Origin of the sequence: Enterococcus sp. DIV0876 (genome assembly GCF_050529585.1) — a bacterium.
Lineage (GTDB): Bacteria > Bacillota > Bacilli > Lactobacillales > Enterococcaceae > Enterococcus_D.
The window spans coordinates 3,018,266-3,033,806 of the sequence record NZ_CP172882.1 but is presented as its reverse complement, the minus strand read 5'-3'; the positions used below and the strand labels follow the sequence as shown (position 1 = coordinate 3,033,806).

General features: G+C 43.4%; 9 protein-coding genes. 5 read left to right on the top strand and 4 right to left on the bottom strand.

The window, feature by feature from the left end; genetic code table 11:
- Positions 1-3 precede the first annotated feature (3 nt).
- The 3 genes from IGI41_RS14330 to IGI41_RS14320 form a co-directional block, all read right to left on the bottom strand.
- Entirely contained in the window at positions 4-567 is a 564-nt protein-coding gene (locus tag IGI41_RS14330; RefSeq protein ID WP_430610459.1) for a Gx transporter family protein, read from the bottom strand.
- Positions 568-577: 10 nt separating this feature from the next.
- Complete coding sequence (locus IGI41_RS14325) at positions 578-985, bottom strand: NusG domain II-containing protein (RefSeq protein ID WP_430612874.1); 408 nt, start codon at positions 983-985, stop codon at positions 578-580.
- Between the two features lie 193 nt (positions 986-1,178).
- The gene (locus IGI41_RS14320) at positions 1,179-3,122 is read right to left on the bottom strand and encodes an NAD(P)/FAD-dependent oxidoreductase (protein WP_430610458.1); all 1,944 of its coding nucleotides are present in this window, start codon (positions 3,120-3,122) and stop codon (positions 1,179-1,181) included.
- 271 nt (positions 3,123-3,393) lie between these two features.
- On the opposite strand from IGI41_RS14320, the gene pplA reads away from it, so the two are divergent.
- The 3 genes from pplA (at position 3,394) to menA (ending at position 6,629) form a co-directional block, all read left to right on the top strand.
- Positions 3,394-4,335, top strand: coding sequence for an extracellular electron transfer flavoprotein PplA (pplA, locus tag IGI41_RS14315; RefSeq protein WP_430610457.1), 942 nt, complete (start codon positions 3,394-3,396; stop codon positions 4,333-4,335).
- Positions 4,336-4,588: 253 nt separating this feature from the next.
- Positions 4,589-5,665, top strand: a complete 1,077-nt coding sequence (locus tag IGI41_RS14310; RefSeq protein WP_430610456.1) for an FAD:protein FMN transferase — start codon at positions 4,589-4,591, stop codon at positions 5,663-5,665.
- 10 nt (positions 5,666-5,675) lie between these two features.
- A complete protein-coding gene (gene menA, locus IGI41_RS14305; protein WP_430610455.1) occupies positions 5,676-6,629 on the top strand; it encodes a 1,4-dihydroxy-2-naphthoate polyprenyltransferase in 954 nt (317 codons plus the stop codon).
- A 60-nt stretch (positions 6,630-6,689) separates the two neighbouring features.
- Here menA and IGI41_RS14300 read toward each other — a convergent pair whose 3' ends face one another.
- Entirely contained in the window at positions 6,690-7,652 is a 963-nt protein-coding gene (locus IGI41_RS14300; RefSeq protein ID WP_430610454.1) for a biotin--[acetyl-CoA-carboxylase] ligase, read from the bottom strand.
- A 433-nt stretch (positions 7,653-8,085) separates the two neighbouring features.
- Between IGI41_RS14300 and rpoB the strand changes: the two genes are divergently transcribed.
- Both rpoB and rpoC read left to right on the top strand, forming a co-directional pair.
- Positions 8,086-11,703 carry a DNA-directed RNA polymerase subunit beta gene (gene rpoB / locus IGI41_RS14295; protein ID WP_430610453.1) on the top strand — a complete coding sequence of 1,206 codons (3,618 nt, stop codon included), beginning with the start codon at positions 8,086-8,088 and terminating at the stop codon, positions 11,701-11,703.
- Positions 11,704-11,793: 90 nt separating this feature from the next.
- A complete protein-coding gene (gene rpoC / locus IGI41_RS14290; protein ID WP_430610452.1) occupies positions 11,794-15,444 on the top strand; it encodes a DNA-directed RNA polymerase subunit beta' in 3,651 nt (1,216 codons plus the stop codon).
- Positions 15,445-15,541: the final 97 nt, after the last annotated feature.

Genomic DNA, 15,541 nt, shown 5'->3' with positions numbered 1-15,541 from the left:
CCTTTATTTTGAATCCGTTGTGCGCCATTTGACCTTTGTCTGACGCTCATAATCAAGTTGAAAACGACGGAGTGTTTCCACTCGTTGTAATAAGTAATTGGCGGCGATACCGATGGCGATCCCCGACAGAATACCAAAGAAAGACAAGACCGGCAGATAGAGCATGACACTCCATGATTGGGCGATCCAAGAGGCAGTCACCAATTGGCCCACATTATGCAAAAATCCGCCTGCGGCGCTGATACCGATAATGCTGACTCGTTTTGGTCCTAATTGTTTCACCAGCAGCATGCCAAAATAACTCAGCAGCGCACCGCTCATGCTGTACAAAAAGGTAGAAACCGTTCCTCCCAGCAATGTCGTCAGGATCAACCGCAACCAAATCAGCAGAAAACTATCTTTTTTTGGCATCGTGAATAATGCAATGATCGTGATCAGATTCGCCAATCCTAGCTTGGCTCCAGGCGCAAATGCGAAAGGGTAGGGAATCATGTTTTCCACTAAGCCAATCACGACACCTTGTGCCACTAAGAGGGATATGAAAATTATTCGTTGTAATCGACTCATAAGCAAACGATCAATAAATGAGATCGTCGGTTTCACTCCCATCTGAAGCTTGGATTTCTATCACCATTTTATGGGGCAGACAAACGATGGTTTCACCGTTTTTGCTGGCCCATCCGCGACGGACACAGATTTGATCGCCGCAATTGGCTTCTTTGATCCGAATCCGATCCCCATCTATTTCAAGTAAATTATAATCCCCATCTTCATCTTCATAAAGATAGGTATAACTTTTTTGACCTTCAACCAGGTCAAAACGTTTGATTTCAGTACCATCTACCCGTAAAACCGCTTCTTTTGCGGCTGTTTGTGTTTGTCCGAAAATCAGGATCGGCAGAAATGAACTAAGGATCAATAGAAGAATGATCACCCCGTCCCATGGTTTTAAATGGGCATTTCGGATAAATTCTTTATATTTTATCATCATAAGACTCCTGTTCTGACATGGGATCTGTTTCATTCTAGCACAATCACCCATTCTTCTACTAGGTTTATCCTCCGATTTATGTGCATGATTTCGGCAACCGTCCACTACTTGGAAAAAGACTGAGACACTGATCGAAAATCAGGCTGTCTCAGTCTTTTCGCGTGCTATTTAATTGATCCGTAAAGGATTATTTTTTGCCGTATAAAGATCGAGGTGTACCGTACCACCATTTACCTACAGTACGTTGCAACCATGGAATCACCCAACGGTCTAAACCAACTGCGCGACCAGAACCGTTCATCAAGGCAAAGGCAACTGGGATGAACCAGATGTTGACCCAATAGAACATACCTGACATACAGAAAGTAAGTACCAAGACGATCGTTGTTGCATTGACTAACCAAGTGAACAAACCAGCCATCAAAGCCAATGCCAAAGCAATTTCAGCAAAGACCATGAATTTTTGGAAGAACATCGCTACATCGTTGTTCGGCATGATAAATTGCATCACTTTTGTGAACCAATCAGGTGATTTTTCGATCACGACCATTGGCTGTTCGCCGTATGCGTAGCTTAAACCGAAATGAGCGGCTTGTGTTGCAGCTTCACCTGCTGCCTCGCCGGCACCACTAGCTGCACTAGCTGCGTCTGCAGCTTCACTTGCGCCACTTGCTGCATCTGCAACAGTTTGATATTCCCATGTCCAAGGGAATACACTATTTCCTTGGAACCAAGAACCTTCGCCAAACCAAGTGCTTGGCTTCAAGACTTCACCATTGTCGCCCAAAATTTTCGTGAAGGCTTCAATGAACCAAACCAAACCGTAGAAAATACGTAAAGGAACACTCCACAAGACATTTCCGTAACGGGATGTATGGCCTCGAGCCACTGTCCGGTCATCTTTGATGTGGAAGATTTCGTGCATCAAGTATTGGAACATGTAGTAACCTGAACGAATATCGAAGAAATATTTCAAGTTGACGATATGTTTCATGATGATCGCTAAGAAACCACTTAAATGAATCTTGTTGAATAAGTTTGCCACGCCCCATTTAGCGCCGATCGATACCATAAATCCTTGGTAGTTTCCTTTGAATTTATGTTTTTCGCCACCTTTGATGGCTGCAACGATATTGCTGGCTGCTGTGTGACCGGTTTGTTCAGCTGCTTGAACGATTTGCGGTGTCGGTGTATTTGGAAATTCTTCAAAGTAGACCAAGTCACCGATGATATACATATTTTTGTCTTCATAGCCTTTGGCTTCCATATATTCATTGGCAACCAAACGGAATCCGCGTGCTGTTTCCAAACCAAAGTCTGCTGCATCGCTGGTTCCTTTCACACCGGCTGTCCAAATCAATGTATGGGTTGGCACAGTCGTACCATCTTTTAGCTTGATATGATCAGGTGCGACTTCAACGATCGGTGCATTCAAGACCAAGTCCACATGGTGTTTTTTCAAATAACGTTCAGCTTTTGCTGCATCGTTACGATCCAACATGTTCAAGATCGTTGGCATTGCTTCAACCACTTTTAGGCTGATTTCACTTGGATCTAATTTGTAATCTTCTGCCAAACGGTCTTTCCAGTCGATCAGTTCGCCAATCATTTCGATCCCAGTAAATCCAGAACCACAGACAACGAATGTCAACATTGCTTTGCGCAAGGCTGCATCAGGTTCGATCGCAGCTTTTGCCACTGTTTTTTCGATATGTTCACGGATGCGAACCGCATCATCGAATGACCATAAGGTAAAGCCATGTTCTTTGACACCAGGGGTACCAAAGTCATTTGGCTCGCCACCCATACCCAAAATAAGGTAATCAAATGAATAGCTGCCTAATTTTGTTTGAACAGTTTTATTTTCTTTATCGATCCCAGTAACAGTATCGGTAACCAAGCGGACATTTTTCTTACGGGCGAACAAGCGTTGCAGATCGTATTGGATCGCAGTTGGTTCCACGCGTCCTCCAGCGACTTCATGCAGTTCAGTCATCATCGTGTGATAAGAGTGACGGTCAATCAATGTTATCTCAACATCATTGTCTTTTTTTAGCTTTTTTGCCATGTACTTTGTCGCAGAAACTCCTGCATAACCCGCACCGACAACGACAATGTTTTTCTTTGCCATTGCAAATCTCTCCTTAGTAAAAAATAATCTATGATAATAATTACACAATCGCTCCTATTATATAGAGAAATGTTCCATTTGTCTAACTTTTCTGTTGAAAAAAACACTGGTTTCATGAAATTCGTGAAAATTTACGGAAATCAAAAAAGAAAGTCAATTTATGTGAAAAAGCGTAAAGGAAGCGGTTGACATATTGATAATTTACTTTACAATGTTATATGTATCACAAACTTTTTTGTGGAAAAAATAATGAAGTAAAAGGTGGATAATTATGAAAGCAAAGAAATTGATTGTAGGTATGGCAGTATTTTCATTCGCAGCGTTATTGTTAGCAGGATGCGGAGCAGACAACAACAGTGCTGATTCTTCGTCAACTAACGACACAACATCACAAACTTCTACAGTAGAATCTTCAACAGCAACAAGCGAAAGCGAAGCAACAGTTGTTGCCGGCGCACCAATGCAAGATGGCACTTACAAGTTAGAAGAAAAGAACTACAAGAACGATTACCGGGTATCATTTGAGATCACTGTCGTAGATGGCAAAATTACTGAATCTAAGTATGACAACATCAATGCTGATGGCGAATCAAAAACAGAAAATACTGAATACAATGAATCAATGAAAGAAAAAGCTGGTATCAGTCCAGAAGAATTTATTCCAAAATTCAATGAAGAATTGGTTGCAGCGCAAAGCCCATCTTCAATTGAAGTTGTTTCAGGTGCAACACATTCATTTGATTCATTCCAAAACTATGCACAACAATTGATCCAAGCAGCACAAGCTGGCAATACAGAGACCATTGAAATCGACAACGGTGCTGACTTGCAAGATGGTACGTATACATTAGAAGAAAAGAACTATTCTAATGGCTACCGCGTGGCATTCTCAATCACAGTTGCAGATGGCAAAGTATCAGAATCAAACTATGACTATGTGAATGAAGCTGGTGAATCGAAGAAAGATGACGCCGAGTACAACGAAAGCATGAAAGCAAAATCTGGTACTAATCCAGAAGAATTCATTCCAAACTTCAATGAAGAATTCGTGACTGCAGTCAATGGTGAAGATGGTTCAGTTGCTGATATGGACGTCGTTTCAGGCGCAACTCATAGCTTCCACAGCTTCGTGATCTACGCACAACAATTATTGAACGCAGCTGAAAAAGGCGACCAAACACCAATCGAAGTTGACAATTTTGTGACTGAATAAGCATTTATGAATAAATGAACAGCATCCTGCGGGGTGCTGTTTTTTTATTTTTAGTGCGTGTTCATGTGTATTTGAACGAACAATTTTTAATCACTACTGTTTAAGTATAGTGTTCTAAGTGTAGTGACGACTTTCACACGCTCCGTCCCTTAAAGAATCCTAAAACCACTGCTAAATCATAGAAAAACCCTTTTCATCTATTCAAAAAAAGGCTATTATATGATGGTTGAAGTCAATAGAAAAGAGGAAAATCATGAAAAAGAAATTACCGTTTTTTCTGATGATTGTTTTATGTGTCACAATGTTGGCAGCATGCGGCAGTGAAAAGAAAACCACTACACTTAGAGACGATCCTTACTATCAAGAAGAATTTTTGTTAGGCACTTATACACGTATTCGCATTTATGATGAGGGCAAAGAATCAGCAATGGAACCTGCTTTCGCTCGAATCAAAGAGTTGGGTGATAAGATCACCATCAATCAATCCGGTTCTGAAATAGACGATATCAATGCCCAGGCGGGAATCAAACCTGTCAAAGTATCTGATGACATTTACTACTTATTAAAAGATGCTTACGCGTATAGTGAAAAATCTGATGGTGGATTCAATATGGCTATCGGGGCGATCACGCAATTGTGGCGCATTGGATTTGATGATGCCCGGAAACCAGAACAGTCAGAGATCGATGACGCATTGAAACTGATTGATTACAAAAAAGTTGAATTCAATGATGATGACCAAACGGTTTATTTGCCGGAAAAAGGGATGATCATTGACCTAGGAGCGATTGCGAAAGGGTACATCACCGATGAAGTCGTCAAAGTATTGAAAGACAATGGGGTGACGTCAGCAATCGTCGATCTAGGCGGGAATGTCTATGTATTGGGCCACAGCAATCGTGGCGCAGATGAACCATGGAATGTCGGCATCCAAGATCCGAATAAATCACGCGGCTCGATCATTGGCAGTATCCAAGAAACGGATAAGACAGTCGTAACTTCAGGAATCTATGAACGCTATTTAAAAGTTGGCAACAAGACATATCATCATATCTTTGATTCAGAGACTGGCTACCCATATGACAATGATGTGGCGAGTGTTACTGTCATTACCGACAAATCAATCGATGGCGATGGCTTAACGACTGTGGCTTTTGATAAAGGAGTCAAAGAAGGCTTGGCATATATCGAACAACATACAGAAGACGGCACGGATGCGATTTTCATTACAAAAGAAGACAAAGTCTATGTCACGGACGGTATCAAAGATACCTTTGAATTATCAGATGAATCAGGGTATACGATGGGTGATCGTTCAGATTTAGAATAGGAGGAGTCAAATGTCCCTTGCGGTATTTTTAGAAGTCGTTGAGCTTCGTACTAAAGTAGCGAGCGTTTTTCCCTTCATTATGGGCGTTTTGTTTTCGTTGGTGTACTTTCATGAATTTCATCCAATGCATACGATTGTCTTTTTTATAGGGATGCTGGTGTTTGACCTAACAACGACCACGATCAATAATTATATGGACTTTAAAAAAGCCAAATCAGAGACCTATAAGTTTGAGCACAATGTCATCGGTCGCGAACATGTGTCAGAAACTTTGGTGCGCAATATGATTTTTGGCATGTTGTCACTGACTTTTTTGATAGGCTTGTATTTGACCTATGCGACAGGCTGGTTGTTGCTGGTGATGGGGGGCATAGTGTGTTTCATTGGGGTCTTTTATACCTTTGGGCCGATCCCACTATCACGGATGCCTTTAGGAGAAGTCTTTAGTGGTGTCACGATGGGTCTGGGCATTTTTGCCATTACGATCTATATCAATACGGTGGATCAGAAAGTCTTTTATCTGGCCCTTGATTTTGCCAGTGGTACCTTCGGGTTAGTGGGGAACCTTTGGGCAGTCTGCGCCATTGTCTTGGCCTCGTTGCCATTGGTCTTTACGATTGCCAACATCATGTTGGCCAATAACTTGCGGGATCTAGAAGCCGATATCGAAAACCATCGCTATACTTTGGTCTACTACATCGGACGGCAACATGGTATCCAATTGTTCCAAGGCATGATGCTGGCATCCTATGTGGCATTGCTGCTAGGCTTCTTGTTTGGGATTTTTCAATGGCCGATTTTGCTGGTGTTCTTATCGTTACCGAAAATCCGCCAGAACTTGAAAGCCCATCAAGCCAGTCTGCCACATCCAAAGAGTTTTGGCTATTCGATCAAAAACATGATTTTGTTCAATAGCTGTTATGCGTTAGGCTTGCTGCTTTGTCTATTGTGGCAAATGGTTTAAACAAAACAGCGTCTGTGCTGATCTCCTAAAAGGTGATCAGTAGCAGGCGCTGTTTTGCATTTAATATTTTTCTAGACTGATTTCACCAGACGACAGCACTTTTTGCTCTTGGGCTGTCTGGACCACCAATTCACCAGTCGAGGTGATATCTTGGGCGATGCCAGTATAAGTCACCCCTCGCTGGGTAAATTGGACGGTGCGTCCTAAAACAAAAGACTTCTGGCGATAACGGTCCAGATAATCATCATTTGGCAGTTGTGCCAGTAAAGCAAAGAAGCGGGTCCAGATTTCCGTGATCAACGCGCTGCGGGAAAACGTAGGCACTTCTCCATGGGCAAATAACGAAGTGGCTTTCTCACGAATCTCAGCGGGAAAATCCGCTTGTGGGATCGAAAAACTGATGCCGACGCCGATAATGATCGAGGTGATGCGACCACTTTCGAAATCACTGGTGGCTTCAGATAAGATGCCGCAAATTTTCTTGCCATCTAAATAGATATCGTTGACCCATTTGATCGCTGTTTCTTTGCCCAATAAAGCATCGATTGCCTCGGAAACGGCCACTGCCGCCAATACAGTATACTGGGGCAATTCTTGGAAGGATTGATTGGGCTTCAACAGCAAGCTCATATAGATCCCTTGTTTTTTCGGGGAAAAGAAGGGGCGATTGAAGCGGCCATGTCCGCCAATTTGGGTTTCCGTCAAAAACAATGCCGGTGTAGCAACGGCGGCATCAAGTGCCGCAAGCTTGGCTTCTTTCATGGTTGATTCAGTCGCTTCGGTGACTTGGATCGTTGGCACCATTGGCAGGGCTGTGCTAAGTGCCGGGACAGTATAAATGTCAGTAGAAAGATAGCGATAGCCATTGGCCAAATGTTCAAATTGATAGCCCGCTTTTTCCAATTCTTTAATGGCTTTCCAGACGGCAGTCCGGGAGATCGCCAATGCTTGGGCAATTTTTTCACCTGAGAGGACGACATCTGATTGTTGCAATAAGTGAAGAATTTTTTCTTTGGTTGTCATAGCCAATTTCCTTTCGATATGTTTCACGTGTAACGTTTTCGTAAGCATAGCAAGAAAATAAGAAAAAGCAAAGAATTTTTATATAAAAACACGTGTACAGCGGCCACCTTGCGCTTTAGAAAATCTTAGGATTTGACGTTGACAGAAAAGGCCTGCAACTTCCAATGAAAGCTTGACAGAAGAGTGCTTCATCTGTATAATAAGGAGTTGCAAAAACTATCTGAACGAAAAAAGCAGAAACGAAATATTGTCCGTTTCGGCGTAGGAATAGCAAAACAAAAGTAGAAAATGCCCAATGCATCCGTTCTATTTTTGGTTTTTTTTTGCCTAAATGCCGCAAAAAATGCTTTCTGTTACACATATTTAATATTTGTAATAGTTTTGTAAATAATCGGATAGCCTTTTTGAAAGACTTTATGAAGAGGTGAAGAGCTTGGCTGGACACGTAGTAAAATACGGAAAGCACCGCGAACGTAGAAGTTTCGCACGGATCAGTGAAGTATTAGAATTACCGAATTTGATTGAAATTCAAACCGACTCTTACCAATGGTTCCTTGATGAGGGCCTAAGAGAAATGTTTGAAGATATTTTGCCGATCGAAGGATTCAATGGCAACTTGTCACTTGAGTTTGTTGATTATGAATTGAAAGAACCGAAGTACACAGTAGAAGAAGCCCGTGCCCATGATGCGAATTATTCAGCACCATTACATGTTACGTTGCGTCTGACAAACCGTGAAACTGGCGAAATCAAATCACAAGAAGTCTTCTTTGGCGATTTCCCATTGATGACAGAACAAGGCACATTCATTATCAACGGGGCAGAACGGGTTATCGTTTCTCAGTTGGTACGTTCTCCAGGTGTCTATTTCCACGGCAAAGTGGATAAAAATGGGAAAGAAGGATTTGGCTCAACTGTGATCCCTAACCGTGGTGCATGGTTAGAAATGGAAACTGATGCCAAAGACATTTCTTACGTACGGATCGACCGTACCCGCAAAATTCCTTTGACTGTCTTGGTCCGTGCTTTAGGGTTCGGTTCAGATGACACGATTTTCGAAATTTTCGGTGACAGTGATTCATTGCGCAACACCATCGAAAAAGACTTGCACAAAAACGCAAGTGACTCTCGGACAGAAGAAGGATTGAAAGATGTTTACGAACGTCTGCGTCCAGGCGAGCCTAAAACAGCAGACAGCTCAAGAAGCTTGCTGAATGCCCGTTTCTTCGATCCAAAACGTTACGACTTAGCAAATGTGGGTCGTTACAAAGTCAACAAAAAATTAGATTTGAAAACACGTTTATTGAATCTAACATTAGCTGAAACATTGGTTGACCCAGAAACTGGCGAAATCATCGTTGAAAAAGGCACTGTGTTGACACACCAAGTGATGGAAACATTAGGCACCTTTATCGATAACGGTTTGAACAGCGTGACATACTATCCTTCTGAAGATGGTGTCGTGACTGAACCAATGACTGTTCAAGTCATCAAAGTCTTTTCTCCAAAAGATCCTGAACAAGAAGTCAATGTCATCGGCAATGGCTATCCAGATACAACGACACGGACAGTACGTCCAGCAGATATCATTGCATCCATGAGTTATTTCTTCAACTTGATGGAAGGAATCGGCAATGTGGATGATATCGATCACTTAGGAAATCGTCGGATCCGCTCTGTCGGTGAATTGCTGCAAAATCAATTCCGTATCGGTTTGGCACGGATGGAACGTGTAGTACGTGAACGGATGTCGATCCAAGATACTGAAACATTGACACCACAACAATTGATCAATATTCGTCCAGTTGTAGCAAGTATCAAAGAATTCTTTGGTTCTTCTCAATTGTCACAGTTCATGGACCAAACAAACCCGCTGGGTGAGTTGACCCATAAACGTCGTCTATCAGCCTTAGGACCTGGTGGTTTGACCCGTGACCGTGCCGGCTATGAAGTTCGGGACGTGCATTATTCCCACTATGGCCGTATGTGTCCGATCGAAACACCTGAAGGACCAAACATCGGGTTGATCAATAGCTTGGCCTCTTATGCGAAAGTCAACAAATATGGCTTTATTGAAACACCTTACCGTCGTGTCGATCGCGAAACAGGTCGCGTGACAGACAAAATCGATTATTTAACAGCCGATACCGAAGACCATTACGTTGTAGCCCAAGCGAACAGCTTGTTGAACGAAGATGGTTCATTCGTGAATGATGTCGTGATGGCGCGTGCTACTTCTGAAAACTTAGAAGTAACCATTGATAAAGTCGATTACATGGACGTTTCACCAAAACAAGTAGTTGCTGTCGCAACTGCATGTATTCCTTTCTTAGAAAACGATGACTCCAACCGTGCCTTGATGGGTGCCAACATGCAGCGGCAAGCTGTACCGTTGATCAATCCTAAAGCGCCTTGGGTCGGTACTGGTATGGAATACAAATCAGCCCATGACTCAGGTGCTGCATTGCTATGTAAACAAGATGGTGTTGTTGAATATGTCGACGCTGCTGAAGTACGCGTTCGTCGCGACAACGGTGCGCTAGATGTTTATTCTGTGACTAAATTCCGCCGTTCAAACTCAGGGACAAGCTACAACCAACGTCCATTGGTTGCTCTTGGCGAAAAAGTCGAAAAAGGCGATATCTTAGCGGATGGTCCATCTATGGAAAATGGCGAAATGGCCTTAGGACAAAACGTCTTAGTCGCATTCATGACTTGGGAAGGTTACAACTATGAAGATGCCATCATCATGAGCCGTCGTTTGGTCAAAGATGATGTGTATACATCTGTCCATATTGAAGAATATGAATCAGAAGCCCGCGACACCAAATTAGGACCTGAAGAAATCACCCGCGAAATCCCGAACGTAGGGGAAGACGCGTTGAAAGACTTAGACGAAATGGGTATTATCCGTATCGGTGCTGAAGTCAAAGATGGCGATTTGCTTGTTGGTAAAGTCACACCAAAAGGCGTGACGGAACTGTCTGCTGAAGAACGCTTATTGCATGCGATCTTTGGTGAAAAAGCCCGCGAAGTCCGCGATACCTCATTACGTGTGCCTCACGGCGGCGGCGGTATCGTCCATGATGTCAAAATCTTTACCCGTGAAGCTGGCGATGAATTGTCACCAGGTGTCAACATGCTGGTTCGCGTATATATCGTTCAAAAACGTAAAATCCATGAAGGAGATAAAATGGCCGGACGTCACGGTAACAAAGGGGTCGTTTCACGCATTATGCCTGAAGAAGACATGCCTTTCTTGCCAGACGGTACACCAGTCGATATCATGTTGAACCCATTAGGGGTGCCTTCTCGGATGAACATCGGACAAGTATTGGAATTACACTTAGGAATGGCTGCCCGCCAACTAGGTATCCATGTGGCAACACCAGTCTTTGATGGTGCCAGCGATGAAGATGTGTGGGATACTGTGGCAGAAGCTGGAATGGCCAGCGACGCCAAAACAGTCCTTTACGATGGCCGTACCGGAGAACCATTTGATGGCCGAATCTCTGTCGGTGTGATGTACATGATCAAATTGGCTCACATGGTCGATGATAAATTGCATGCCCGTTCAATTGGACCATACTCATTGGTTACACAACAACCATTGGGTGGTAAAGCCCAATTTGGTGGACAACGTTTCGGAGAAATGGAAGTATGGGCACTGGAAGCATATGGTGCTGCGTATACCTTGCAAGAAATCTTGACATACAAATCTGATGACGTTGTTGGCCGTGTGAAAACATACGAAGCAATCGTCAAAGGTGAACCAATTCCAAAACCAGGCGTACCAGAATCATTCCGCGTATTAGTGAAAGAATTGCAATCATTAGGTCTAGACATGCGTGTCTTGGATATCGATGATGCAGAAATCGAATTACGTGACATGGATGATGACGATGATGATTTGATCACCGTTGATGCCTTAACAAAATTTGCTGAACAACAAACTGCTCGTGAATTAGAGCAAAAAGCACAAACAGAAGCTAAAAATGCCGCCGATGCGTTGAACCAACAAATCGAAACAGCAGAAGATCGCTTGCAATAATAGCCAAGCCTGCTCTTTTTCCGCAAACTGCGGAAAAAGAAGGCTTTTGCTATCGGACATGTCCATGAAACGAAATGGAGGGAACCTTTTTTGATCGATGTAAATAAATTCGAAAGTATGCAAATCGGTTTGGCTTCTCCTGAAAAAATCAGAAGCTGGTCTTATGGTGAAGTAAAAAAACCAGAAACCATTAATTACCGTACGTTAAAACCTGAACGCGAAGGGTTGTTTGACGAGCGTATTTTCGGTCCTACCAAAGACTGGGAATGTGCTTGTGGAAAATACAAACGAATCCGTTATAAAGGAATCGTTTGTGACCGTTGCGGCGTTGAAGTGACCCGTTCTAAAGTGCGTCGCGAACGCATGGGCCACATTGAATTGGCTGCACCAGTATCACATATCTGGTACTTCAAAGGCATTCCTTCACGGATGGGTCTTGTCTTAGACATGAGTCCCCGCGCATTAGAAGAAATCATCTACTTTGCGTCATACGTCGTGATCGAACCAGGCAATACCAGCTTAGAGAAAAAACAATTATTGACTGAACGGGAATACCGTGAAAAACGCGACCAATACGGTCAAGAATTTTCAGCAGCCATGGGTGCTGAAGCCATCAAACAATTGTTAGATGGTGTGGATTTAGAAGGCGAAGTTGCTGAACTAAAAGAAGATTTGAAGAACGCAACTGGTCAAAAACGGACCCGTGCGATCCGCCGTTTGGATATCTTAGAAGCATTCCGTGCTTCAGGAAACAAACCAAGCTGGATGGTAATGGACGTTATCCCAGTCATCCCGCCTGATTTACGCCCAATGGTGCAATTAGAAGGTGGCCGTTTTGCCACAAGTGACTTGAACGATCTTTATCGTCGTGTCATCAACCGTAACAACCGTTTGAAACGCTTGTTAGACTTGAACGCACCGAATATCATTGTTCAAAATGAAAAACGGATGCTCCAAGAAGCAGTGGATGCCTTGATCGATAACGGCCGCCGTGGTCGTCCTGTCGCAGGGCCAGGGAACCGCCCATTGAAATCTCTTTCTCATATGTTGAAAGGGAAACAAGGACGTTTCCGTCAAAACTTACTTGGTAAACGGGTTGACTACTCTGGTCGTTCCGTTATCGTCGTAGGTCCATTCTTAAAAATGTATCAATGTGGATTGCCAAAAGAAATGGCGATCGAATTGTTCAAACCATTTGTGATGCGTGAATTGGTTTCTCGTGAAATCGCGTCAAACATCAAAAATGCCAAACGTAAAATCGAACGTCAAGAAGATGAAGTCTGGGATGTCTTAGAAGACGTTATCAGAGAACATCCAGTTCTTTTGAACCGGGCACCTACGTTGCACAGACTAGGGATCCAAGCATTTGAACCTGTACTGGTCGAAGGCCGTGCGATTCGTTTGCACCCACTGGTTTGTGAAGCTTACAATGCCGATTTCGATGGAGACCAAATGGCCGTTCACGTACCGTTGAACGAAGAAGCACAAGCAGAAGCACGTATGTTGATGCTTGCCGCACAAAACATTTTGAATCCAAAAGATGGTAAACCAGTTGTAACCCCATCTCAAGATATGGTCTTAGGGAACTACTACTTGACGATGGAAGAAGAAGGCCGTGAAGGGGAAGGCATGATCTTCCGTGACATGGATGAAGCCGTGACAGCTTGGCGCAATGGCTACGTGCATTTACACTCACGTATCGCCGTGAATCCAAACACATTAGGCGACAAACCTTTCACAGCTGAACAAAAAGAACGTTTGATGGTAACGACTGTCGGTAAAGTGATCTTCAACTCGATCATGCCGCCTGAATTCCCATTCTTGAACGAACCAACGGATTTCAACTTGACGGTTCAAACACCAGACAAGTATTTTGTTGAAGCAGGTACTGATGTGCCGGCATTCATCAAAGAACAACCATTGGTCTTGCCATTCAAGAAGAAAAACTTAGGAAATATCATTTCTGAAGTCTTCAAACGTTTCCGTATCACAGAAACATCTCGCATGCTTGACCGCATGAAAGACTTGGGATACAGCCACTCTACAATGGCCGGTATCACAGTTGGGATCGCCGATATCATGAACTTGCACGAAAAACATGACATTATTGACAATGCCCACAAACAAGTCGAAACAATCACCAAACAATTCCGTCGTGGTTTGATCACAGATGACGAACGGTATGAACGAGTTATCGGTGTTTGGAATGCTGCCAAAGATGAAATCCAATTGAAACTGATGGAATCATTGGAAGCCAAAAACCCAATCTTCATGATGTCAGATTCTGGTGCCCGTGGTAACATCTCCAACTTTACTCAGCTTGCTGGGATGCGTGGATTGATGGCCGCACCGAATGGCCGTATCATGGAATTGCCGATCATTTCGAACTTCCGTGAAGGTCTATCTGTCTTAGAAATGTTTATCTCTACCCATGGTGCCCGTAAAGGGATGACCGATACCGCCTTGAAAACAGCCGATTCTGGTTACTTGACTCGTCGTTTGGTTGACGTTGCCCAAGATGTCATCATTCGTGAAGACGATTGTGGTACGGACCGTGGTTTAGATATCCAAGCGATTCGTGAAGGCAATGAAATTATTGAATCACTAGAAGAACGCTTAGTCGGACGTTATACACGTAAATCTGTCATCCATCCTGAAACAGGCACAGTCATGGTCGGTGTCAATGAATTGATCACTGAAGATTTGGCACGTGCTATCGTGGATGCTGGCATTGAAACAGTATCGATCCGTTCCGTCTTTACATGTAACACCAAACATGGTGTATGTAAACATTGTTATGGCCGCAACTTGGCAACTGGTTCTCAAGTTGAAGTTGGTGAAGCAGTTGGTACCATCGCTGCCCAATCAATCGGTGAACCTGGTACTCAGTTGACCATGCGTACATTCCATACCGGTGGTGTAGCCGGAGACGATATCACACAAGGTTTGCCTCGGGTCCAAGAAATCTTTGAAGCCCGCAATCCTAAAGGACAAGCAGTCATTACTGAAGTAACAGGTGAAGTGATCGACATCTCTGAAGATCCTTCAACCCGTACCAAAGAAGTGACGATCAAAGGTGAAACTGATACACGTACTTACACAGTACCGTATACAGCCCGCATGAAAGTGGCAGAAGGCGACTTCATCCACCGTGGCGCACCATTGACTGAAGGATCCATCGATCCAAAACAATTATTGCAAGTCCGCGATGTACTGTCAGTTGAAAATTATCTATTGCGTGAAGTCCAACGTGTATACCGGATGCAAGGGGTAGAAATCGGCGACAAACATATCGAAGTAATGGTTCGTCAAATGTTGCGTAAAGTCCGTGTCATGGATCCAGGTGATTCAGGTATCTTACCAGGTACATTATTGGATATCGCAGACTTTACTGACCAAAACTACAATACATTGATTGCTGGTGGCGTTCCTGCAACAAGCCGTCCAGTATTGCTAGGTATCACGAAAGCATCCTTGGAAACAAACAGCTTCTTATCTGCTGCTTCATTCCAAGAAACCACCCGTGTATTGACCGATGCAGCGATCCGCGGCAAGAAAGATCCATTGCTAGGATTGAAAGAAAATGTTATCATCGGTAAAATCATCCCAGCTGGTACTGGTATGGCACGTTACCGTGAAATGGAACCAAAAGAAGTCTCAGTCGCAAGCGAAAATGTCTACAGCATTTCTGACATTGAAGCACAAATGGCTGCTGAAGATGCAATGAACAATCAAAAGTAAAAAAATCTAAATGCCTCGCCATGGCGTAAACCATGGCGAGGCATTTGTCTTCATGGATAAAAAAACAGCCCCGCTTTTTATGGATATCTTATCCGAA

Bases quoted from the DNA above. Each gene is read 5' to 3' on its own strand.
- IGI41_RS14330 (WP_430610459.1), bottom strand. From the start codon at position 567: ATGAGTCGATTACAACGAATAATTTTCATATCCCTCTTAGTGGCACAA.
- IGI41_RS14320 (WP_430610458.1), bottom strand. From the start codon at position 3,122: ATGGCAAAGAAAAACATTGTCGTTGTCGGTGCGGGTTATGCAGGAGTT.
- pplA (WP_430610457.1), top strand. From the start codon at position 3,394: ATGAAAGCAAAGAAATTGATTGTAGGTATGGCAGTATTTTCATTCGCA.
- IGI41_RS14310 (WP_430610456.1), top strand. From the start codon at position 4,589: ATGAAAAAGAAATTACCGTTTTTTCTGATGATTGTTTTATGTGTCACA.
- menA (WP_430610455.1), top strand. From the start codon at position 5,676: ATGTCCCTTGCGGTATTTTTAGAAGTCGTTGAGCTTCGTACTAAAGTA.
- IGI41_RS14300 (WP_430610454.1), bottom strand. From the start codon at position 7,652: ATGACAACCAAAGAAAAAATTCTTCACTTATTGCAACAATCAGATGTC.